Below are 22227 nucleotides of genomic sequence, written 5' to 3'. Positions count from 1 at the left end.
GGGATGAAAACATTAGGTATTGACGTCGGCAGCTCTTCGGTCAAGGTTTCGCTGCTCGACGTGGCGACCGGCGAGTGTGCCGGGGCCGTGACGCTGCCTTCGGCTGAAATGCCGATCGACGCGCCGCAGCCGGGATGGGCCGAGCAGGATCCCCGGATGTGGTGGAATTACGTGCGGGAAGGGGTGCGGACGCTCGTCGCGCGGGCCGGAGGGGCCGGCACCGTGAAAGCGATCGGAATCACGTACCAGATGCACGGACTCGTGTGCCTCGACGAGGCGGGCGAGCCGTTGCGAAAATCCATTATTTGGTGCGACAGCCGGGCTGTGGAGATCGGGGATCGAGCGTTCGACGCGCTCGGACACGATCGCTGTCTGGAACGCCTGTTGAATTCGCCCGGAAATTTTACGGCCTCCAAACTGGCCTGGGTGCGGGAGAACGAGCCGGAAGTTTTTGCCGGAGTGCATCGTTTCATGCTGCCCGGCGATTACGTGCTGTACCGGTTGACGGGAGAAATGTCTACGACCCGCAGCGGACTGTCCGAGCAGATTTTGTGGGACTTCACTGAGAATAAGCCGGCCGGTTTCGTCGCCGGTTATTACGGGATCGACCCGAGGACGATTCCTCAGGCGCATCCGTCCATCGGCATACAGGCTCGGGTGGACGCGGCCGCCGCGGCCGATCTCGGCCTGGAAGCGGGTACGCCGGTCTCTTACCGTGCGGGCGATCAACCGAACAACGCTTTTTCGCTGAACGTGCTCGATCCGGGGGAGGTGGCAGCTACGGGAGGCACTTCCGGCGTGGTTTACGGTGTGACCGACGTTCCCCGGCCGGACCGGTTTTCGCGGGTCAATACGTTTCTGCATGTGAATCACGAGCCGCGGCGGCCGCGCTACGGCGTTCTGCTTTGTATCAACGGTACGGGTATCCTGAACGCCTGGGTCAAGAAAACGACGGTCCCGGATATGAGTTATCCGGAAGTGAACCGGCGGTGCGCGGAGATTCCGGTCGGTAGCGAAGGCGTGTTGATGCTGCCTTTCGGCAACGGGGCGGAGCGTATGCTCGGAAACCGTTATACGGGGGCCGAAGCGATCGGGCTGGATCTCAACCGGCACGATCGTTTCCACCTGCTCCGCGCCGCGCAGGAGGGGATAGCTTTTGCGTTCCGCTACGGGATGGACGTCATGCGGGAGACCGGGTTGCGGCTCCGGGTGATCCGGGCCGGGTATGCGAATCTGTTCCTCAGTCCCGTGTTCCGGCAGACGTTGGCTACCCTGTGCGGCGCCGACATCGAATTGTACAATACCGACGGGGCTTTGGGCGCCGCCCGGGGCGCGGCTCTCGGCGCCGGACTGTACGCTTCCCGGGAAGAGACGTTCGCGTCGCTCCGCAAGATCGACGAAGTGCGTCCCGATCCTGCGGACAGGGATGTGTTGGAACGGGGATACGCGCGCTGGAAAGCCGAACTGGAAAACCGGCTCGGCCGCGCGTCGCACGGAACTTCAGTTTGAAATTTATCTTTAAAAACAATACTAAATCGAATCAAACGATGATGGAATCCATGTTTTCAAAATTCGGCAAGATCGGGTACGAAGGGCCCGATTCGAAAAATCCGCTGGCGTTTCGCTGGTACGACGAGAACCGGGTCGTGGCGGGCAAGACCATGAAAGAATACCTTCGTTTCGCGATCGCTTACTGGCATTCGTTCTGCGCCGACGGCAGCGATCAGTTCGGAGGCGGCACCCATCGTTTCCCGTGGGACGGTATCGCCGATCCGGTGGAGCAGGCGAAGGTCAAGATGGATTCGGCTTTCGATTTCTTCGTGAAAATCGGCGCTCCGTACTATTGCTTTCACGATGTCGATCTCGTCCGCGAAGGCGGCTCCGTAGCCGAATACGAGAAGAATTTGCAGGCTGTCGTGGAGTATGCCGGGCAGAAGCAGCGGGAGACCGGCGTAAAGTTGCTGTGGGGGACGGCCAATGTGTTCGGTAACGGTCGGTACATGAACGGCGCGGCGACCAATCCCGACTTCGCGGCGGTTTCGCGCGCGGCCGTGCAGATCAAAAACGCGATCGACGCGACCATCGCCCTCGGAGGCGAAAATTACGTGTTCTGGGGAGGTCGCGAAGGGTATATGTCTCTGCTCAATACGGATATGAAACGGGAGAAGGAGCACCTGGCGACGATGCTGACCCTGGCCCGCGACTACGCTCGTAAAAACGGGTTTCAGGGGACGTTCCTCGTCGAGCCCAAGCCGATGGAACCGACCAAACACCAGTACGATTACGATACCGAAACCGTGATCGGCTTCCTGCGTCACTACGGCCTGGACAAGGACTTCAAGGTGAATATCGAAGTCAACCACGCCACGCTGGCCGGTCACACCTTCGAGCACGAACTGCAATGTGCGGCCGATGCGGGGATGTTGGGCAGTATCGACGCCAACCGGGGCGACGCGCAGAACGGTTGGGACACCGACCAGTTTCCGATCAACCTGCAGGAGACCGTCGAGGCGATGCTCGTGATCCTACGCAACGGCGGATTCGGTTCGGGAGGCGTGAATTTCGACGCCAAGACCCGCCGCAATTCGACCGACGCGGAAGACCTTTTCATCGCCCACATCGCCGGGATGGACACCTTCGCCCGGGCTTTGTTGATCGCCGATACGATCCTGCGCGATTCGCCGCTCGAACAGTGGCGCAAGCAGCGCTACGCTTCGTTCGACAGCGGCAAAGGCGCCGAATTCGAACAGGGAAAGCTGACCCTCGAGGCGTTGCGCGATCTGGCCGCTGCGGCCGGAGAACCCGCGACCGTCAGCGGGAAACAGGAAAAATACGAGCAACTGCTTTCGATGTATATCTAATGCCGTGAGGCGGGAGCGCAGCGAATTTTCCGTTGCGCTCCCGCCTTTCGTCCAAAATGAACCTGAAAAGAAAATGAATAAAAGCAACGGTTATCTGATATTTCTGACGCTGGTGGCTACCTTGGGCGGATTGTTGTTCGGGTACGATACGGCGGTGATTTCGGGGACGGTGAAATACCTCGATCTCAATTTCGTCGTACCGCTCGGCTTGGACGAAACGGCGGCCAGTTCTCTGCTCGGTTTCGCCGTGTCGAGCGCCCTGATCGGCTGTGTGATCGGCGGATTGATCGGCGGAGTGATGGCTACCCGGCTGGGGCGTAAGCGGAGCCTGATGGCGGCCGCCGTCCTTTTTATCGTTTCGGCCGTCGGGTCGGCCTATCCCGAAATGGGATTCGGCGACGGCGATCCGCACGAGTTCCTGCCCCATTTCATCGTCTACCGGATCATCGGCGGTATCGGGGTGGGGCTGGCTTCGATGCTGTCGCCGATGTACATTGCCGAAATGGCGCCGGCCGGCCGGCGGGGCAGCCTGGTTTCGTGGAACCAGTTCGCCATTATTTTCGGAATGCTGGTAGTCTACTTCGTCAATTACGGCATTGCACTGAGCGGGGACGAGCAGTGGCTTACGACGACCGGTTGGCGGTTGATGTTCCTGTCCGAGGTGATTCCGGCTTCCTGCCTGCTGCTGCTGATTTTCTGCGTTCCCGAGAGTCCGCGGTGGTTGGTGATGAAAGGACAGGATCGAAGAGCCGCGGCGATCCTGCGCCGCGTGGATCCCGCGACGGATACGGATGCCGAGGTGCGGGACATTCGCAGGTCGCTCGCGGGTTCCGTCCGCTCGAAGCTGTTCAGTTACGGCGCCGCCGTGATCGTGATCGGCGTCCTGCTCTCCGTATTCCAGCAGTTCGTGGGGATCAACGTGGTGCTGTACTACGCTCCGGAGATTTTCCGCAGTATGGGCATGGGTACCAACGCGGCCCTGGCCCAGACGATTATCGTAGGCGTGATTAACCTGTCTTTTACGGTGTTGGCCATATTTACGGTCGATCGTTTCGGTCGCAAACCGTTGATGATTATCGGCAGTCTGGGTATGGCCGTCAGTATGGTCACGCTCGGACTCACCTTCTATACGCAGCATATGGGATGGCTTTCGCTGGCCGCCATGCTGTGTTATACGGCTTCGTTCGCCATGTCGTGGGGGCCGGTCTGCTGGGTGCTGCTGTCCGAGATTTTTCCCAACCGGATCCGCGGTCAGGCCATGGCGTTGGCCGTTGCCGCGCAGTGGGTCGCCAATTACGTGGTGTCCTGGACTTTCCCGATGATGGACAAATCGAGCTACCTGATCGAGCATTTCCACCACGGGTTCGCTTACTGGATTTATGCGCTGATGGGGTTGGCCTCTGCGTTTTTTATGGTTAAATTTGTCCCCGAAACGAAAGGAAAGTCGCTGGAGGAGATGGAGAAGTTGTTTAAAAAATAGTCGTTCTGCCGGCGGAACGTCTTGTCCGCAGCAATGCCGTTTCATCGCGGCGGAGGGGACAGCCGGCGAAACGGAAATTAAGTCGTTTAAAATAAAATACGGAAAATGAAGAAATTGTTATGCGGGATCGGCTTGCTGCTGTGCTGCGGGGGGACGTTGTCCGCCCAGCCGGAAGTGATCGCCGATCCGAACATTCCGATCGAGGAGCGGATTCAGAATGCGATCGAGCGGATGACGCCCGAAGAGAAGGTGCGGTTGTGTTTCGGCGGAGACAAGTTCGGCGAGGTGGTGCTGCCGGGCGTTCCGCGGCTGGGGATTCTGCCCATGTACGCGGCCGACGGTCCCCGGGGCATACGCGCCGGTGCGGTGACGGTATTTCCGTCCGGGTTGGGGTTGGCCGCTACGTGGAATCCCGCGCTGGTCGAAGAGACCGGACGCGTGATCGGCAGCGAGAGCCGGGCCAACGGCATATCCATGGTATTCGGCCCTGCGTTCAACATCAACCGCGATCCGCTGGGCGGGCGCTTTTTCGAATACCTGACCGAAGATCCTTTCCTCAGCGGGAAGCTCGCCGCCGCACAGGTGCGCGGGATACAGAGCGAAGGCGTTTCGGCCTGCATCAAGCACTTCGCGGCGAACGGCCGCGACCTGAATCGCAATTGGTACATGAGCAACGTAGACGAGCGGACGCTGCGCGAAATTTACCTGCGCGGTTTCGAAATAGCGGTCGAAGAGGGCGACCCGTGGGGGTGCATGACGGCGGCCAACGGACTGAACGGCGACCTGTGCAGCGACAGCAGGTGGCTGCTCAACGATGTGCTGAAGGGCGAATGGGGTTTCAAGGGACTGGTGCTTACCGATTTCTGCCACTCCCGTTCTACCGAGAAAGCGGCTCTGGCCGGACTGGATATCGATATGCCGTGGGGCGATTTCGAGACGATCAAATTCGGAAAACCGTTGATGGACGCCGTAGCCCGCGGCGATGTGCCGCAGTCGGTGCTCGACGAGATGGTGCGCCGCATCCTTTGGGTGAAGTGGAAAACCGGTATGCTCGATCACAAGGATATGAAGGCGGGCGCTGCGCTCAATACGCCGGAGAATCAGCAGGTGGCCCGCCGGGCTGCCGCAGAGAGTATGGTGCTGCTGAAAAACGACGGCGGTTTGCTGCCGCTCGATATCGACAAGACGAAGAAGGTCGTGCTGATCGGTCCCAATTGCGCCCAGCGTTTCTGCGTGCTGGGACTCGGCGGAAGTTCGGGCGCTCAGGCCGTGTACGAGACTACGCCGCTCAAGGGTCTGGAAGCCAAACTGGCCGGCAAGGCCGACTTGGCCTACCTGCCGCTGACCGGGGATTCGGAATTCCAGCCGATCCCGAACGAGTGCTGGGTCGGCAAGGACGGACGCAACGGCGTTACGGCCGTTTACCGCAAACAGGGCAGCGGCGACGTGCAGCAGGAACGTATCGAGCCGGTCGTCGATTTCACCTGGTTCAACGCATCGCCCGTCCCGGGAAAAATCGAGCCCGGATACGTGCATGCTACCGTCGAAGGTAAGCTCAAAGCTCCCGTTACCGGAAACTATACCCTGCGCTTGATTACCGACGACCATGCCGAACTGTGGGTCAGCGATATGGGGGCCCAGGCGGTACGCAACGCAGAAGCGGGCGTCCCGCAGCGCAATACGGCGATGTTCTTTTTCGAGGCGGGCAAGACCTACGACGTCCGGATCGACTATTCGCAGTCGCCCGACGGTCGAAAAAACGCTACGGAGATGAATTATTGGGCCAAAGACAATCCTTCGCTGCGCTTGGAATGGGCCATGCCGAGCGATGCCGATATCATTGCCGGGCAGATCGCCCCGTATAGAGAGCAGTTGGCCGATGCCGATGCGATCGTTTTCGTAGGGGGCACCGACCACAACCTCGATTGCGAAGGGCGCGACCGGACGTCGATGCAGTTCCCGCAGGGGCAGACCGAACTGATCCGTCAGGTTTCGGCGATCAACGGCAAGACGATCGTCGTGCTGATGCACGGGGCTCCGATCGACCTGCCGTGGATCGACCGCGTGCCGGCGGTGCTGGATATGTTTTTCCCCGGTATGGAAGGGGGAACCGCGATGGCCGATATCCTTTTCGGCGACGCCGATCCTTCAGGTCGGCTTACGTTCAGTTGGCCGGAGCGGCTGGAGGATTCCCCGGTTTACGAACTGGCGACGCAGGACGTGGACAACGTCAATTACGAAGACAGCCTGATGGTCGGCTACCGTTACTTCGATACGAAACGGGTGACGCCCCGGTACGAATTCGGTTACGGATTGAGTTATACGACTTTCGATTATTCGAAGATGAAAGTGAAAAAAGACGGGGATAACTGCGTCGTGACGTTGCATGTGAAAAATACCGGTTCGCGCGACGGGGCCGAAGTGGTTCAGATTTATGTGGGACAGAAAAACTGCCGCTATACGCGTCCTGTTCACGAACTGAAAGCCTTCGACAAGGTCTTCCTCAAGCCCGGCGAAAGCCGCGAAGTGACTTTTACGCTCGATAAGGACGCTTTCTCGTACTGGAATCCCGATCGCCGCGCCTGGGTGCGCGATTCGGACGAGTTTACGATCGAAGCCGGTCACTCCTCGCGGGATATCCGCCGGAGCGCGAAGGTGCGTTTCTGATCTTTCCGAAACGGTTATGACGAAGGCCGGCGTCCATCGGGACGCCGGCCTTCGTTCTGGAAGCGACAGACCATCGGAATCTGCGATGGTTTGTCGCGTTTACGCATCCGGATCTATTGCATGGTGCGGATCGACACGGGGCCCAGCAAGCCGCTCTCTTTGAGCGGAGCGTTTTTATCCGGCCATTTCAGCACCCAGGTTTTGCGGTCGCTCTCCGGCCGGGCGGCGTCGTATACCAGCCGGTTGAACCAGGTGTTGGTCACCTTTACCGTGATCGAATTTTTACCATCCCGGACGCGGTCCGTTATATCCAGGCTGTAAGGCGGCGTCCAGAGCGTGCGGACGAACTCTCCGTTGACATAGACTTCGGCGATGCGCTCCACGTCTCCCAGGTCGAGGATGTAATGCCGGTCTTTTTTCACCGGCCCGATTTCGAACGCGGAGTTGTATTCGGCCGTTCCGGAGAAGGCTTTGCCCTCGGGGGAAATATCCAGGTCTTTCCACGGTTTCAGATCGACCAGTTCGACCGAAACCGGCGCTCCCCAGCCTTCCGGGAATTTGAGTTCCCACGGGGCGGTCAGGGTTTGGGTCGATACGACTTCTGGCGCTTCGATCCGGGGAGCCTTCGAACCGTCCTTTCGGAAGACGACGAAGCAGGAGCCCGCCGCGGGCAGGTCGATGCCGACGCGCGTCCGGTCGTCTTTCGGCTCGGCGGGTACGTCGCGGACGGTTCCGCTTACCGGATCCCACAGTTGTACCCTTCCGCTACACCGGAAGTCCACCGTCCCCCGGAAACCTTTTCCTTTGGGCGCGCAGACGTAATACCAGTCGGCCCGGTCGGTCGTCCGGTGCAGCCACAGGACTTCCGGCGCATTTACGTCCGGTTCGATCGCCAGTCGTTTCAGCGCGTCGTCCAGCGATATGCCGGCGACGATCCGGCCTTTTCCCACGTTGCGGATGCCGGGAGCGGAGTTGCCCCAGATTTTCGCTGCGGCCGTATCCAGCCGTTTTCGGGCTTTTTTTCCGCCGATCAACGTGGCCGGACCCTGCGGGGCGTTTCCGATGACGGTCGCTCCGTCGTTTATGAGCGCATACAGCTTTTCGGCGGTCTCGGGCAGCATCCGGGTGGTTTCGGGCAGCCACAGGACGCGGTATCCGATTCCCTCGGGCGTAACGATCCGGCCGTTATCGACCTTCAGGCGGTTCAGCAGGATGTCGGTGTTGCAGTAGTCGTATTTGAATCCCGCCGGGAAGGGGATCTCCTGGTCGGGCTTGTGGTCGATCTCGTCTCCGAGGTACCACAGGATGTCGGAGACGGGTTTTCCCCGTTCGAGCAGGTAGCCGCAGCGCGCCAGGTAAGTCGTAAATTCGGGCATGTATTTCCACCAGGTCTGTCCCCGTAGGAAAGGCGTTCCGATCCCCGCTCCGGAGAAAGAGGTGCCGGGAGGCGGGAAGCCGACCTGCGGATTGTGGGTGTAAGTGTGGAAAATCAGGTGGGTGACCCCTTCCGTCGTATTGACGTTCGCAACTTCTTTGAGCATCTGGAAATGCTCGTCCCACGTATGGGCGAACGAGGTGAAGGATTCCGCCGCGACGCGAGGTTTGCCGTACAGGCGGGCTGCCGACGCCGTCGGTTTGATCGGCTTGAAGTTCAGCGAGCCTACGTACCCTTCGGAAAACGGTTGCCAGAACTCGCACATCGGGACGTCCGCATATTTGTAATATTCGAGGATGTCCGCCGGGAAAATATCGCCGGCGGCGGTTTCGTACGAGATCGACAGGCCTTGTTCCCGGGCCCGTCGCGCCATGTTGCCGAAGAAGTTTTCGGCGAAGAGGTTGCCGACGACCCTCCGCCAGTCGTTCAGAAAGCGCGCGGTCTCTTCCGGGGTGTCGATCACGTAACCGAACAGGGCCGGGATCCATTTTCGCAGGCCGTAGCCCGTGCGTTCGACGAATTCTTTTTCCATTTCCGGCGTCCATGTCTGGGTTTTGCATTCCCAACTGTCGAACAACACGCCGTTGAGCAGTCCGCCGGCCAGGGGGCCGCCGGATTTGGCGAGCCGGCCGATATATCCGTCGAACTGCGCGTCGGAACCGGCCGTCGATAGTTTGTCGCACTCCCATCCGGTGCCTTCCGCCGGGGCGGGGCCGTTCTTCATGCCGGTATTTACGTGACCGATCCGCAGGACGGTCCATTTTCCTTCGGGCGCTTTCCAATCGAGGGAGCCGTCTTCGTTCAGTTTGTCGGACAGGTCGATGATCCGGGACATTTTCACGTACGTGTCGGGAGATTGTTCGGCCGATTGTCCGTTCCGCTCGATGCTGCGGAGCGTCCAGCCGGCTTCCGATTCCCAGTTGTTCTTACGGGCCGCCGAAAACAGCCGGAGGGATTGCAGGGTCATGTCGTGTTCGTTCCTGATAACGATCCGGTATTTCCGGACTCCTTCCGTTTCCGTGCAGGCCAGCGAGACGGGACGGTCGTCCTGCCAGCTGCCCTGCGGTAGGTAAGTGTGCAGAATATCCTCGGCGCTGCCGGACGGCAGGATCGCCTGTACGGTCAGTTCGACTCCCGGTTCGTAACACCAGGCATGGGTCAGGCTGTTGACCGACGGGAATTCGACCGTCCGAACGACCGTTTCTTCGGGGAATGTGATTTCCACCCAGTTGGGATCGTTTTCCCCCGCCGGCGAAAGTTGCATCGGAGCGTCGGCTTCTCCTTTTATGAATTTTTTCCAGTCGCCTGCTCGGTTGCTCCGGACGTCCTCCGGTTCCAGCGGTTTCCCGGTGTCGTCCGTCGGGGTCGGGAAAGCGATGACCGCCACATCGCGGTAATCCCGCCACTCCTCTTCGCTCGGCTGCGGGACGGGCAGCGTTACGTTGCTGGCCCCGGACGTGGCGTCCGTCCGGCTCCATGCCAGATGGCGCATCGCCTGTTCCGGTTTGATCCACGGGCCGCCCGCCATCGCCCAGCCGGGACATCCTTGCATCGTAAAGCGCAGTCCCAGCCGCTTGCACTCCTCTGCGGTATGCCGGACGGCATCGTCCCACAACGGACTGAGGCAGGCGATCTGCGATTCCGTGCCGGGCCAAACGCCGCCGAACTGTCCGTGGAACAGTTGTATTCCAGAAAAGCCGGCCGCCGCGATCGCTTCCAGGTCGGCGGTAATTCCTTTCGGGGATACGTTGCCCCCGATGTAATGGAACCATGTTTCCGGATAAAAAACTTTCGGGGGGGACGCGAAAGCCTCTTCGTCGCTTTCGCCGAACGGCTTGTTCAGCTCGTCCGCCGGAGGTACGATAGGTACTTGCGCTGTCAGGGAAGCAAAAGGAAACAGTAAAAAAGCGGCATACAGCAACCGCCGTTTGGGGCTTAGTCTGTTCATGTTCGGATCGGTTAGTCGGTTGGTTTGTAAAGTCAGACGACTAAGATCGTTAAAAAAAAGGAAAAATACTATTCGGTCTGCAAAAATCTTTTCCTGTTCCGCCCGTTCGATCGCTGGCGGGTTTTCCGATCGGGCGGGTGTGCCCGCGATTGCTTCACCGGTCGCAATCGTTGCGCGATTATTCGAGCGGCCGTAATTTTTGGTAGGTGAATGCGATGTGCGCGGGGATATCGTCGGTCGTGACGGACCATTTCTTTTTTCCGTCCGGATCGAAACAATTCGGCGTGCCGGGCGTCACGTAATCTTTCGCATCGGTTACGAATATCTCCCGCGTGTCGAGATTGACGGCTACGCCGTAAGGGATCTGAATCGTTTTGTCCGTTCCGTCCCGGATGAAATTGCGCGAAACGACCCGCTTGGTTTTCGTATCGACGATGGCGTAGGTGATCGTGTTTTTGTTGGTGATCCAGCTCCATTCGGTGCTGTAAACGTAGAGCGAATCGCCGCACAGGGTCATGTTGCTGTTCGGCAGCAGGTCGAGGACGTCGGTAACGCGGTCCGTTTTTTACGGATACGGAAAGGGAACGGATAATCCCGGACGGGGTTGCCTGTACGGCATGTGTTGACGACAGGCTCCTGCGATAAACGTTCGATAAACACGCGGGCGCAACATCTCATAAAAAAGTAACGGCTCCCGTTTTCATGTGGTAGATGGCGCCGACGATTCCGATTTCTCCTTTGTCTTCCATTTTTTTCAGAATATCGCTTCCCGAGCGGATTCCTCGAACCGCATGTTGTATATTGCGAATACACACTTCTTTTACATACTCCGGATTGGATGCATTTTTTTCTCCCCGGAATGTTTCGTTGGCGCGGGCTACGGCGGGTTGCAGGTTCGACAACATGGCGGTGACATGACCGAGCTGGACATGGTCGATGACCGATTTTATGGCGCCACAGTGTTCGTGACCCAATACGACGATCAATTTCGCGCCCGATACCTTGCAGGCGAATTCGAGGCAGCCCAACACATCCGCATTGACATAATTGCCGGCAATCCGCACCACGAACAGCTCTCCGATACCGCGATGGAATACGTCTTCCACCGGAATCCGGGAATCGATACAGGAAAGGATAACCGCTTTGGGATATTGCCACAAGGCGGCTTCCCGTATCCTTTTCGTATTGTTCCGTACCGTTAGGGCTCCACCGGCAAAATCCCTGTTGCCCTGCTTTAAAATTTCGACGACTGTACCGGGCGTCAGCTTCGCCTGTTCTTCCGAAGCCAGGGCCTCGTTGTCGCGGTCCGCGGGGGACGAAACATGTCCGTGCGCGGGTTCACTCCGGTCTTCGAACGGACAGGAGTCTCCGTTACGTGTTTCCGAAAGTATTCTGTCGGGGTGGTCTGTTTTCCCGTTCATTCGGCTTTTGGCAACTACAATGGCATGTTGCCGTGCTTTTTATGCGGATTGGTTCTCAGTTTGCTCTGGGTCATTTCCAGGGCCTGGATCAGTTTGAAACGGGTCTGGCGGGGAAGGATGATTTCGTCTATATATCCTTTCTCGGCAGCCTGATACGGATTGGCGAAATTCGCGGCATATTCTTCGAGCTCTTTCGCTTTCCGGTCGTCGTCCGCGTTGCGGTAGAGAATGTTGATCGCTCCCTGCGCACCCATGACGGCAATTTCGGCCATCGGGTAGGCGAGGTTCACGTCCGAACCGGTCTGTTTGCTCGACATGACGATGTAGGCTCCGCCATAAGCTTTGCGAAGAATGAGCGTGATTTTCGGCACGGTGGCTTCGACGTAGGCGTAAACGATTTTCGCTCCGTGGCGGATGATGCCGTTGTGTTCCTGCGTACAGCCGGGAAGGAACCCGGGGACGTCTTCCAGCGTGATGATCGGGATGTTGAAACAGTCGCAAAAACGGATGAACCGGGCCGCCTTGTCCGATGCGTCGATATCGAGCACCCCGGCCAGAAATGCCGGCTGGTTGGCTACGATTCCCGCCGTACGCCCGCCCATGCGGACGAAGCCGATCACCACGTTCTTGGCGAAATGCGGCATGATTTCGTAGAAATAGTTGTCGTCGGCCACCGATTCGATCAGTTCTTTCACGTCGTAAGGTACGTTGGGGTCGGAAGGGATCAGATCCGTCAGGCGTTCGTCTTCCCGGCGGACATCGTCCACGGTCGGTCGTGCCGGCGCGTCTTCGAGGTTATTGGACGGCAGGAAACTCAGTAACTCGCGGATGCCCATCAGCACTTCTTCTTCTGAGTTACCCAGGAAGTGCGCTACGCCGCTTTTGCTGTTGTGTGTGTAAGCGCCCCCGAGTTCTTCCTTGGAAACTTCTTCATGGGTGACGGCTTTCACTACGTCGGGGCCCGTGACGAACATGTGGCTTTTTTCGTTCACCATGAAAATAAAGTCGGTCAGCGCCGGCGAGTAACATGCGCCTCCGGCGCAAGGGCCCAGGATCGCTGAGATCTGAGGGATGACGCCCGATGCAATCGTATTCTGGAAAAAAATGTTGGCATAACCGGTCAGGCTGTCGACGCCCTCCTGAATGCGCGCGCCCCCGGAATCGTTCAGCGCGATGATCGGTGCCCCGTTCTTGAGGGCCATCGTCTGCACTTTTACGATCTTGCCGGCGTTGGTGAGGCTCAGCGATCCACCGAAGACCGTGAAGTCGTAGGCGTAGACGTACACCGGACGCCCGTCGACCTTGCCGTATCCGGAGACGATCCCGTCGCCCGGAATTTTCTCCTGCTGCATGTGGTAGTTCGTGCAGCGGTGCGTGACGAATTTATCGAATTCCACGAAGGTGCCCTTGTCGAGCAGCGTCTCAATGCGTTCGCGGGCGGTCATTCGGCCGGCCTGATGTTGTTTTTCGATTTTTCGGGTTCCGCCGCCGAGTTCAGCGGCTTTGTCTTTCGCGAGGAAATCTTTTAGGATCTTATCGTTATTCATTGTTTTGGTCGTTGGTTAAAATATCGAGTTTTATCAGCGGTTGGCCCGTAGCGACCGGATCACCTTCGCAGACCAGCACTTCGCGGACGGTGCAATCGCCGACTACCTTCAGGTTGCTTTGCATTTTCATCGCTTCGAATACGATCAGGGTATCTCCGTCGGTTACCCGGTCGCCCGCGGCGACGTTTATTTTTACGATCTTGCCTGGCATTGCCGCCGTGATCGTATCGTCCTGGCGCCCGTCGTCTTTGCGGCGCGAACGGAGATATTTCTCCTGGGCGTCGACGATCCCGACATCGTACGAATTGAATCCCCGGTTCACTTTGTATCGCTTGCCGTTGTCGGAACGGACGATCTCCATGTTGTACGACTGTCCATTGAAGATGACGGAACAAACCCCGTTGTCGGCAATCACGATATCGACGTCGTACATCTGCCCGTCTACAGCGATGCGTACCTGATTCCCTTCTTTTTCGACGAGTTGCACTTCGGCGACCCGTTCTCCGATATGTATTTCCATACGTTTCGTTTTAAATTCCCATTACGCCTTTGCGTTTGCCGAATTCGCGCCAACGGTTCAGCGTGCCGGTGTCCGTCGCCGCGGGTGAACTTCCTCCGCCTTCCTGTTGCATGACCAAATAGTCGATCTGTGCGGCGATCAGCACCAGGTCTTCGACCAGTCTGTCATCCGCTCCGGCCGGGAAAGGTTCCCGTAAGTAGCGGTGTATGATCTTTTCGTTTTTTTCGAGAAACGCCGTGTCGTAGCCGCCCCGGACGAAGTCGGGCGTATGCATGATGGCGTTCAGGTAAGAGATGTTGGTTTTGATGCCTGTAACTTTGTATTCGTCCAGTGCCGCGCGCATACGCTGGACGGCGTATTCGCGCGTAGTCGCCCGGACGATCAGTTTGGAGATCATCGGATCGTAGTAGACAGGAATTTCGTAACCCTCGTAAATGTAACTGTCGATGCGGATTCCGAGCCCGTTGGGTTCGGTAACCTGTTTGACGAGTCCCGGCGAAGGCATGAAGCCGTTGTCCGCATCCTCGGCGCAAATCCTGCACTCGATGGAGTGCCCCCGCTGGACGATGTCCGTTTGTCGCAGGTGCAGCGGGCGGCCCGAGGCGATGTAGATTTGTTCTTTGACCAGGTCGAGGCCCAGCACTTCTTCAGTTACGGGATGTTCGACCTGGAGTCGGGTGTTCATTTCGAGGAAATAGAAGTTGCGGTTTTTGTCCACGAGAAATTCGATCGTTCCCGCCCCGACGTAACCGACTGCCCGGGCCGCCGCCGCCGCGGTCTTTCCCATTTCCTGTCGCAGTTCGTCGGTCAGGAACGGCGACGGACTCTCTTCCACGATTTTCTGGTGGCGGCGCTGTACCGAACACTCCCGGTCGTACAGATGGACGATATTCCCGTGCGCGTCCCCCAGTATCTGGAATTCGATGTGGTGCGGTTCCTCGATGTATTTTTCGATGTAGACTGTTTCGTCCCCGAACGACGACAGAGCTTCCGATTTAGCGGCGGCGTACGCCTCGCCGATTTCGCTTTCCGACCGGATCAGGCGCATACCCTTGCCGCCGCCGCCGGAAGCCGCTTTCAGAATGACCGGCAAGCCGATTTCTCGGCAGATCCGTTCCGCTTCAGTGGCCGATTCGAGTTGGCGCTGGATGCCGGGCACCACGGGCACGCCGGCTTCCGTCATCGACCGGCGGGCCGAGATCTTGTCGCCCATCCGTTCGATCGTCTCCGCACGCGGGCCGATGAACGTGATTCCCGCCACTTCGCATTTTCGTGCGAATCCGGCGTTTTCCGATAGGAAACCGTATCCCGGATGGACGGCGTCCGCACCGCATTTCAGAGCTGTTTCGATGATTTTATCGACGTCGAGGTAACTTTCTTTCGACGGAGCCGGGCCGATGGGATACGCTTCGTCGGCCAGCATGACGTGTTTCGACATGCGGTCGGCTTCGGAGAAAAGAGCTACCGAACGGATTCCCATTTCGCGACAGGAACGGATGATTCTGACGGCGATTTCTCCTCGGTTGGCTATAACGATTTTTTCGATCATTCGCTATATGATTTAGGTTTTACAATAGGAGCATACCGGGGATTGATCCCTGTCGAGTAGAAGGTCTCCCTGAGTATGCGAAGGCAGTCGTTGCATAGGCAATCGTCGTAATTATCCGCTATGAACCGACGCTGGGCGTCATCCAGAGCCACGCCCGCGCAGAGGCAATCCATAACAGCATCGAGGGAACATGCAAAACGTGTTCCGCAACGAGGACAAACTTTTTCCATCGTTATCACACACCGCAAACGGTCTGCATTCAGCAGAACGATCCGGATTAAAAAAAATGATTAAACTTTCCACGTTTTAACATCCAACCCTCGGGACGGTAAAACATCACCTGAACCGGCAGGTCTTCTGACTGACTCCCGTCCTGATGCCTTCCCGACGTTATCGTTTGCCGCCAGTGGCCATTCAGATCGTTTCAGGACGTTGTTCGGAGTTTCACAGCAGCGGGACTGTCCGGGATTCGCACCCGGTTCCCTTTTATCGCCTTTCTCTGAGTGCAAAAAGGCGAACCGATTCGCCGTCAAAGTTAAAACATTTATTTCATTACTTCCAACTGTTTCGTTGTAATTTCGTTCTTTTTATTTTGTAAATATTTTGTATTTAGTTGTTTGTGTGTTGCAGTCAACTACGGATGTCGCTGGGTAAAGACGATGAAAGAACGATTTTCCGGTTTGGGCGAGAGAGCCGTCCTGATTATAACTTACATTTCCTGAGAGAGAGCCTTTCGGCATTTTTCATCGATTCCGGCCGGCACGAATCCGCGCGTGAAACGTAAAATGCTTTTTCCCTGCGGATCGTATCCGGTTTGCCGGGCGGTCGTTTTCCGGAATTACTACCAGATCTGTTTCTCGTCCCGGTCGACCGTAAATATTCGATTTCCTTGTCCGGGCTGAGATACAGTAAGAGAAAGAGGGCCTTGTTCGGTATGTCGTGGAAAGTCAGTTTGATATCCCGGGCCTTTTGCCTGCCCAGCGAAATCCATCCATTCTTGTCTTTCCTGTAGAACAGCTCGTCGGTATCTCCGATTCTGATGTTGTTGTCATTCCGGCCTACTCCGGAGCCATTCGAGACTGCGCGCGCGGGGCTACAAGAAGGAAACAGCAATTAGCATTAGTCGCCGACTCGTTCCCGCATTTTTATTTTTATTGCGGAGACGAGTCCCGACGGTATTTTCACGGGTTTGTCTGCGATCTCCGCCGCCAGAGCCTGCGCCCTGTCCGGCCGGTTCGTGCTGTCGTATACGTTCACCAGTTCGTACAGCGGCATGAATCGTCCGGGGCACATTCGCGACGCCAGCAGGTAACAGGCTTCCGCCCGGCGGAAATCGCGCCGCTTTTTGTGGGCATCGGCTTTCAACATCTGCACGTCGTAGTCGTTCAGCATTTTTTCGCAGGCCGTCGCCGCTTCGAGGCTTTTGTCCGCTTCGCCCGCATCATTCAATTCCGCTGCGTAATTGTAGAGGAAATAAGCGTTTTTATCCAAAAACGGGTACAGTCGCTCGTATTCCGGCAGCGGCGGGCGATCGGACGATGCGGTTTTCTGCACGCGGTGCCATCGGTTTTCGTAATACATTTCTTTCGCTGCAAATCCCAGCAGCGCGGCGGACGACAGCGCGGCGAGGATTCCGGAAGCCCGCCGCGCGCGGAACCGTTCGCAACTTCGGCGCGACTGGGCCGTCAGGCCGCCTGCCGCGAGTGCGACGATCGACCCGGTGAACGGATACGAGAGCGGGTATGAAAAACAGCAAAGCGCCGCCGCGGCCGACAGTGCCGTCGCGAGCGTGTGCGATTCGTCGTTCGGGTTTTTCCGATAAGCCCGGATCAGGCTTGCGATCCACAGCGCCGTCAGCAGCAGGGCGACGGCTCCGAATTCTGCGGTCAACAGCAGAAACTCGTTGAACGGGTGTTTTACGTTGTCGGCCAGCGGAGCGAATCCGCTTTCGGGATTCCGTTCGAAATAACGCGCCTGCCGGAGCATGTACCCGGCTTCGAAACACCGGTATCCGTGTCCGGTCAGCGGTTTTTCGCGGATCATCTCCCAGGTGCATCGGCCGATGAGCAGCCGTCCGTCGGCCGACTCTTTTTTTATGAAATACAATCCGGCCGCGACGGAAACGGCCGTTGCTGCCAGTACGATTTTCTTCCAGGCCGTCCGTCGTGCGTCTAAGGAAGTCGCTGCGCCGCCTTACGGCGTACAGAAGACCGGTCGCTGCGACGGCCAGTATTCCGGTGCGGGAACCGGACAAGACGATCGCCCCGACGACGATTGCACAGACGACGCCGACCGCATACCGCATCCGGCGTCGGCCGGATAAGGCGAAATACAGGATGAAAGGGACGCTCAGCGCCAGCATCGAGGCGTAACCCGCCGGGTTATCGAAATTTCCGACTACCCGGAACGTTTTTCCGGCCGGCAGCAGCCCTGCGTACTGCGCGATGCCGTACAGGGCCAGGAGCAGTGCGGATGCCGCAACCGCTGCCGACAGCGGTTCGAACGACCGGTTCCGGACTACGCGGCCGGCCAGACAGTAGATCGGCAGGAACGCGGTGCACCGCATCAGGAAAGCTTCCGCGAATTGCCCGGCGGCGGCCCTGGACAGGCAGTACAGCACGAGCGCCGCCAGCAGGCAGTCCGGCAGCCCGATCCGGAACGTTTTCCCGGTTTCCGGGCGCCCCGCTCCGGTAAGAAAGAACGATAGGCCGCAGACGGATACGGCGGTATAAAGCCAGTACCATTTCGATTTCCACCCGGCATCCGTAAACAGATCGACGTAGCAAAATCCCATCCCGATCACGATGATAAAGGACAGGGTGAAGACTCCGTATTTTCGCGTCTTCGCCGGGTATTCTGAAATGCCGTGGCCGTTCATCCGGATTGCCGGTTAGATATTAATTTAAGTGTAAAGCAAGCGGAGCGATTCGGCGACCGCTCCGCTCGTCCGGGTTTTTGACAAGCGCATTAATTCTCTAACGATCCGATATACTTCGATTCGTCGAATCGGCCCGCTTCCGCGTCTTCGATGATTCGTTTGCACAGATCGGACAGTTCGAGTATGTTTTCCACCCGAGGATTTTGGATAGTCAATGTCCAAACATCGTCATCGACGACGCAGCGGAAAGTCACACTGTAACCGTCGCCTGTCATTGCCGGTCTTCCTTTCATAGCAAAGCCTTCTATCGACGTAACGAACCCGGCATACAACGCTTCTGCGAATCGATGACTTATCGGAAACGTTTGTGTTTCGACCGCATAGAGTTTCAGCCTTTCTTTCTCTCTTTTGCGATACATGGCGTTGTTATGCTCTCGGGTTAACTTTCGTATGTTTTCCGGTGTTGAGAAATATATCTCGCCCGGAATGCCTATCGAAGGATATTTTTCAGACAGTCGATTTTCTACTTCTTTCCAGTTCGCGATACGTTTTACCTCCAGCAAATACGCATTGTTTGTTGAATCCTTTAAAATTCGCAATCCGTCCGGACTTTCGAATGAAGGAGACAGAAAATATTCGATCCTGGCATTGATGTCTCCGAAAAAAAGCATCTCGATGTCCGTTTTACTGTCGAAATTATAAGATCCGTGCGGAATCGTATTTTCGTCGTCGGTCTGTGTACAGTCGTCCCGGCTGTTGTTCTCGATTATTTTCCGATACTTCGTACTTTGTTGCGAAAAACCGAATGACGCGATAAAACACGATAAAACCGTTGCGTAGATAATTTTGTTCATTGAACTTGTTTTCAGGTTATTAAAATGAATCCATTCTAAATATAAAAATCATTTTAATGAAAAGCAAGATCGTTTCGTTTTTTATAAACGGGGCGGGGCGTCCTTGGTGCTGTAAATTCGGATCGTCCATGACGCGGGGAAGCGAGGAGCGGGTAAGCCAGGGGAGCGAAACCGCCGTTTGCGGCGCGGCCTGTCCGCACCTTTCCGGCTTGTCCGGAATGACGGTTCCCCCTTCCGGCAGCGATGCGTCGGAAGGGGGAACGACTGTCCGGGAAGCGTTTCCGGAATTTTTTATTTCGACGGCTGCCGGTTTTTCCGCGCCCGGCGGCCCATTGCGACGCTGATGACGATCGGGATGGCCAGGAATACGACCGTGCCCGCGACGACCAGCCCCGTATAGAGCGCCGGGCTGCCTACCGGCAACTGAGACGGCGGGAAGAACGTTACGGTGAATGCGAACAGCACGGCGAGGAATCCGCCGCCGCCGATGCACCACATCCCGGCGTTGCCTCCCGGCACGCGGTAGCTGCGGGGCAGGTCGGGCTGCGTATAGCGCAGGCGGATGCCTGCGGCGTACATCATCATGTACATAATCAGGTAGAGCCCGATGGTGAGGGCGCTCAGTAGGAAAAAGGCGACGCTTACGTCTTTCATCACGATGTACAGCGACGAGAGCACCGAGACGATACAGCCTTGGATCACCAGGATGTTGACCTGGACGCCGTTCTTGTTGGTCTTTTTCATAAATTCGGGCAATTGGCCCTCTTTGGCCGTCCAGAGCAGGCCCCGGCTGGGGCCCGATATCCACGACATCACGCCCGCCAGGACGCCGAAAGCGATCAGCAGGCTCATGACGTTCGTGAGCCAGCCGACGCGGTAGTGCTTGAATACGATGTCGAACGTCGTGAACAGTCCCGATTGGAGGTTGATCTGGTCGTACGGCGTAATGACGGCTACGGCCAGCGAGCCGAGCGTGAAAAGCCCGAAGGAGATCAGCGCGGCCAGGAACATGGCTTTCGGAAACTGTTTCTGCGGCTCTTTGAGTTCGGGAGCGTGCACCGCGTGCACTTCGACGCCGGCGAAAAGCAGCAGGATACCCGCCAGGAACGCGATGTCGCTCATGCCCGTGATGTGCGGGAAAAGGCGGGGGTGCGCGTGCTGCATCGCGTCGGCGCTTACGACCTGCGAAACGCTCGCCGGGATGTGTTCGAACGCGATTTCATTACCGCCGGCGATCCACGCCAGCGCCATCGCCACGATCACCACGCCCGGAAGCACCGTCCCGATCAGGAATCCCTTGCTCGTCAGGCCGGAAGCGGTCGCCGTGCCCCTCAGGGTCACCCACGTGGCCGCCCAATACATGACGATCGAAAACAGTCCGACGAAAACGCCGTTCTGCGCGAGGGCGGGCATCCCGATCATGTAGGCGATCGACGCCGCGGCGAATCCCAGCACGGTGGGATACCATACCACGTTCTGAATCCATTGGAGGAAGATCGCCGTGAACCCCATGTGCGGATTGAAAGCCTCTTTGACCCACGAATAGACGCCGCCGCCCCGGGAGGCGAAGGCGCTGCCCAGCTCGGCCCCGACCAGCGCGGCGGGGATAAGGAACAGGAACGTAGCGAAAAAAATGTAGAAGAACATCGTAAGTTCTTCCTGCGCCATCATCGGCAGTCCCCGCAGGCTGATTACGGCGGCGGCCGTCATCAGCGCGAGTTGCATGGTCGTAATGTTTTTGCTTTTAGCCATCGTGTCGGGAAATTCGAAAATACGTTTTTCGAATCTTTCAGTTTTCGTGCCAAAAGGGGAGCGTTTCGCCGCATTGCGTCTGCTTGCCGGCCCGGTCGTCGGCAATTCGGCGCGTCGGGGCCGGCAAGGGCGCAGGACAGCTTTCGATTCAGGGTATCCCAATACCTCACTGTTAGAAGCTGCAAATGCGCCTTCTTTTATGCTTTTCCCGATTGTAGTGTCTGGTAAGTTGCTGAAAATGTGTTTATAAAATCATTATTCGTCAATGTCGATAATATCTTTTAATTTTACATTGAGTGCAATAGAAATTTTATATAAAGTTCTAATTGTAAAATTGACTTTTCTTGTTTCGATACGCGACATATGCGTATGTATCTATCTATTACTTTGCGGTTATCCTGCTTGTTCTGTCGAAATTCCTTTGAAAAAATCTTCAATGGAGATGCCGAAGTATTTACACAAAATAGACAATGATGTCAATGAAATATTGGATTTGCCGATTTCTATTCTGCCGATATTAATATTGGTATGAAAATAAACTGTTTCTTGGGACAAACCTCGCTCTTCCCGTAGTGCTTTTAGCCTATCGGCGGTCCATTTCAACAATTCGTAATCATATCTTTCCCGTCCCATATTTAACAAAGAACCGGAGAAAATGAGTGTTTTAATAACGACAGTACTGTAATTGTTGGAAAATATATTGTATCTTTGTTTTCAATAAGGAATCATTTTAACCAACATCAAATAAAAAAGTTATGTTATCTTTGTGGAAACATTGTAATACGACATAGACGATAAATTTGCAGTTTTACTGCAAATTATAAAGGGTAAACAACTCTTTATGCCTAACTGTAAACTTAGGAAGCCTCTGTAATGAGGTTGTTTAAATCGGGTATAAAAGTTGCCAGTCCATGTTACGCCTTGACCGTTTGTGTCAAGGCTAACTTGGGCGTAGGGCAATTTTCCGATTTAAGGTTTCCTAAGACCTACAGTTAGAGAATATAAGTCCCTGCGCCCTCTTTTTATGCCGTTACCGGACTTTGCGAATCTATCCGGTTTTGCCGTAAATATCCTCGGGCGCAGATAATTCACCCATTCCGTCATTTCAATTATCGCATCGCCTGATGAAAAAAATCATTCAATCCCCTTCGTGGGATCGCATCGCCACGATACTCAAAAACGAAACGCTGTGCGTGAACGAGCTGGCCCGCCGCATCGGTCTGGAACGGCCGCACATGATCGAAGCCGCGAAAGACCCCGCGACGGGAATCTGTCCCGAACTGGCCGCGCGGATTCACTACGCTTTCCCGGCGTA

General features: G+C 56.7%; 16 protein-coding genes, 1 pseudogene and 1 riboswitch. Of the genes and pseudogenes, 6 read left to right on the top strand and 11 right to left on the bottom strand.

The features are described from left to right. Positions 1–3 precede the first annotated feature (3 nt). The 4 genes from C1A08_RS08720 to C1A08_RS08705 all read left to right on the top strand — a co-directional run bounded on the left by C1A08_RS08720 (position 4) and on the right by C1A08_RS08705 (position 7008). Positions 4–1509, top strand: a complete 1506-nt coding sequence (locus C1A08_RS08720; RefSeq protein ID WP_101572772.1) for a xylulokinase — start codon at positions 4–6, stop codon at positions 1507–1509. Positions 1510–1547: 38 nt separating this feature from the next. After that, a complete protein-coding gene (gene xylA, locus C1A08_RS08715) occupies positions 1548–2861 on the top strand; it encodes a xylose isomerase (RefSeq protein ID WP_216645973.1) in 1314 nt (437 codons plus the stop codon). Between the two features lie 73 nt (positions 2862–2934). After that, positions 2935–4341, top strand: a complete 1407-nt coding sequence (gene xylE / locus C1A08_RS08710; protein ID WP_055205005.1) for a D-xylose transporter XylE — start codon at positions 2935–2937, stop codon at positions 4339–4341. 105 nt (positions 4342–4446) lie between these two features. Next, positions 4447–7008, top strand: coding sequence for a beta-glucosidase (locus tag C1A08_RS08705; protein WP_055205007.1), 2562 nt, complete (start codon positions 4447–4449; stop codon positions 7006–7008). Between the two features lie 113 nt (positions 7009–7121). Here C1A08_RS08705 and C1A08_RS08700 read toward each other — a convergent pair whose 3' ends face one another. From C1A08_RS08700 to C1A08_RS08665, 8 genes and pseudogenes are all read right to left on the bottom strand, one after another. Further along, positions 7122–10391 (bottom strand): glycosyl hydrolase, encoded by a 3270-nt coding sequence (locus C1A08_RS08700; protein WP_101572770.1) that lies wholly within the window; start codon positions 10389–10391, stop codon positions 7122–7124. Positions 10392–10569: 178 nt separating this feature from the next. Then, positions 10570–10953: pseudogene (locus C1A08_RS08695) on the bottom strand (YncE family protein); the annotation flags it as partial. A 112-nt stretch (positions 10954–11065) separates the two neighbouring features. After that, on the bottom strand, positions 11066–11812 hold the full coding sequence (locus C1A08_RS08690) for a carbonic anhydrase family protein (protein WP_101572766.1): 747 nt from the start codon (positions 11810–11812) through the stop codon (positions 11066–11068). 14 nt (positions 11813–11826) lie between these two features. Further along, complete coding sequence (locus tag C1A08_RS08685; protein WP_101572764.1) at positions 11827–13359, bottom strand: acyl-CoA carboxylase subunit beta; 1533 nt, start codon at positions 13357–13359, stop codon at positions 11827–11829. Beyond that, the gene (locus C1A08_RS08680; RefSeq protein ID WP_101572762.1) at positions 13352–13879 is read right to left on the bottom strand and encodes an acetyl-CoA carboxylase biotin carboxyl carrier protein subunit; all 528 of its coding nucleotides are present in this window, start codon (positions 13877–13879) and stop codon (positions 13352–13354) included. Before C1A08_RS08680 ends, C1A08_RS08685 begins: the two co-directional genes overlap by 8 nt. Before the next feature lie 10 nt (positions 13880–13889). Beyond that, positions 13890–15428 carry an acetyl-CoA carboxylase biotin carboxylase subunit gene (accC, locus tag C1A08_RS08675; RefSeq protein WP_101572761.1) on the bottom strand — a complete coding sequence of 513 codons (1539 nt, stop codon included), beginning with the start codon at positions 15426–15428 and terminating at the stop codon, positions 13890–13892. Then, entirely contained in the window at positions 15425–15658 is a 234-nt protein-coding gene (locus C1A08_RS08670; protein WP_153498267.1) for a cysteine-rich CWC family protein, read from the bottom strand. Before C1A08_RS08670 ends, accC begins: the two co-directional genes overlap by 4 nt. A 100-nt stretch (positions 15659–15758) precedes the next feature. Next, positions 15759–15966, bottom strand: a riboswitch (cobalamin riboswitch). A 581-nt stretch (positions 15967–16547) separates the two neighbouring features. Continuing rightward, a complete protein-coding gene (locus tag C1A08_RS08665) occupies positions 16548–17567 on the bottom strand; it encodes an O-antigen ligase family protein (protein WP_306345980.1) in 1020 nt (339 codons plus the stop codon). 26 nt (positions 17568–17593) lie between these two features. On the opposite strand from C1A08_RS08665, the gene C1A08_RS13115 reads away from it, so the two are divergent. Beyond that, positions 17594–17800, top strand: a complete 207-nt coding sequence (locus C1A08_RS13115; RefSeq protein WP_180951554.1) for a hypothetical protein — start codon at positions 17594–17596, stop codon at positions 17798–17800. Positions 17801–18395: 595 nt separating this feature from the next. Here C1A08_RS13115 and C1A08_RS08660 read toward each other — a convergent pair. From C1A08_RS08660 to C1A08_RS08650, 3 genes are all read right to left on the bottom strand, one after another. Continuing rightward, the gene (locus C1A08_RS08660; protein ID WP_101572757.1) at positions 18396–19160 is read right to left on the bottom strand and encodes a hypothetical protein; all 765 of its coding nucleotides are present in this window, start codon (positions 19158–19160) and stop codon (positions 18396–18398) included. Positions 19161–19451: 291 nt separating this feature from the next. After that, positions 19452–20912 (bottom strand): amino acid permease, encoded by a 1461-nt coding sequence (locus C1A08_RS08655; RefSeq protein WP_101572756.1) that lies wholly within the window; start codon positions 20910–20912, stop codon positions 19452–19454. A 393-nt stretch (positions 20913–21305) separates the two neighbouring features. Further along, on the bottom strand, positions 21306–21545 hold the full coding sequence (locus tag C1A08_RS08650; RefSeq protein WP_101572754.1) for a helix-turn-helix domain-containing protein: 240 nt from the start codon (positions 21543–21545) through the stop codon (positions 21306–21308). Positions 21546–22036: 491 nt separating this feature from the next. Here C1A08_RS08650 and C1A08_RS08645 point away from each other — a divergent pair. Beyond that, the coding region (locus C1A08_RS08645; RefSeq protein ID WP_145996550.1) for a hypothetical protein at positions 22037–22227 on the top strand (191 nt) is incomplete at its 3' end.

This window comes from Alistipes sp. cv1 (assembly GCF_900240235.1).
Lineage (GTDB): Bacteria > Bacteroidota > Bacteroidia > Bacteroidales > Rikenellaceae > Alistipes_A > Alistipes_A hominis.
Note: the sequence above shows the minus strand (reverse complement) of the source record. Positions and strands in the feature narration are given on the sequence as shown.

Coding starts and splice junctions, on each gene's coding strand:
- C1A08_RS08720 (WP_101572772.1), top strand. CDS start 4: ATGAAAACATTAGGTATTGACGTCGGCAGCTCTTCGGTCAAGGTTTCG.
- xylA (WP_216645973.1), top strand. CDS start 1,548: ATGATGGAATCCATGTTTTCAAAATTCGGCAAGATCGGGTACGAAGGG.
- xylE (WP_055205005.1), top strand. CDS start 2,935: ATGAATAAAAGCAACGGTTATCTGATATTTCTGACGCTGGTGGCTACC.
- C1A08_RS08705 (WP_055205007.1), top strand. CDS start 4,447: ATGAAGAAATTGTTATGCGGGATCGGCTTGCTGCTGTGCTGCGGGGGG.
- C1A08_RS08700 (WP_101572770.1), bottom strand. CDS start 10,391: ATGAACAGACTAAGCCCCAAACGGCGGTTGCTGTATGCCGCTTTTTTA.
- C1A08_RS08690 (WP_101572766.1), bottom strand. CDS start 11,812: ATGAACGGGAAAACAGACCACCCCGACAGAATACTTTCGGAAACACGT.
- C1A08_RS08685 (WP_101572764.1), bottom strand. CDS start 13,359: ATGAATAACGATAAGATCCTAAAAGATTTCCTCGCGAAAGACAAAGCC.
- C1A08_RS08680 (WP_101572762.1), bottom strand. CDS start 13,879: ATGGAAATACATATCGGAGAACGGGTCGCCGAAGTGCAACTCGTCGAA.
- accC (WP_101572761.1), bottom strand. CDS start 15,428: ATGATCGAAAAAATCGTTATAGCCAACCGAGGAGAAATCGCCGTCAGA.
- C1A08_RS08670 (WP_153498267.1), bottom strand. CDS start 15,658: ATGGAAAAAGTTTGTCCTCGTTGCGGAACACGTTTTGCATGTTCCCTC.
- C1A08_RS08660 (WP_101572757.1), bottom strand. CDS start 19,160: ATGAACAAAATTATCTACGCAACGGTTTTATCGTGTTTTATCGCGTCA.
- C1A08_RS08655 (WP_101572756.1), bottom strand. CDS start 20,912: ATGGCTAAAAGCAAAAACATTACGACCATGCAACTCGCGCTGATGACG.
- C1A08_RS08650 (WP_101572754.1), bottom strand. CDS start 21,545: ATGGGACGGGAAAGATATGATTACGAATTGTTGAAATGGACCGCCGAT.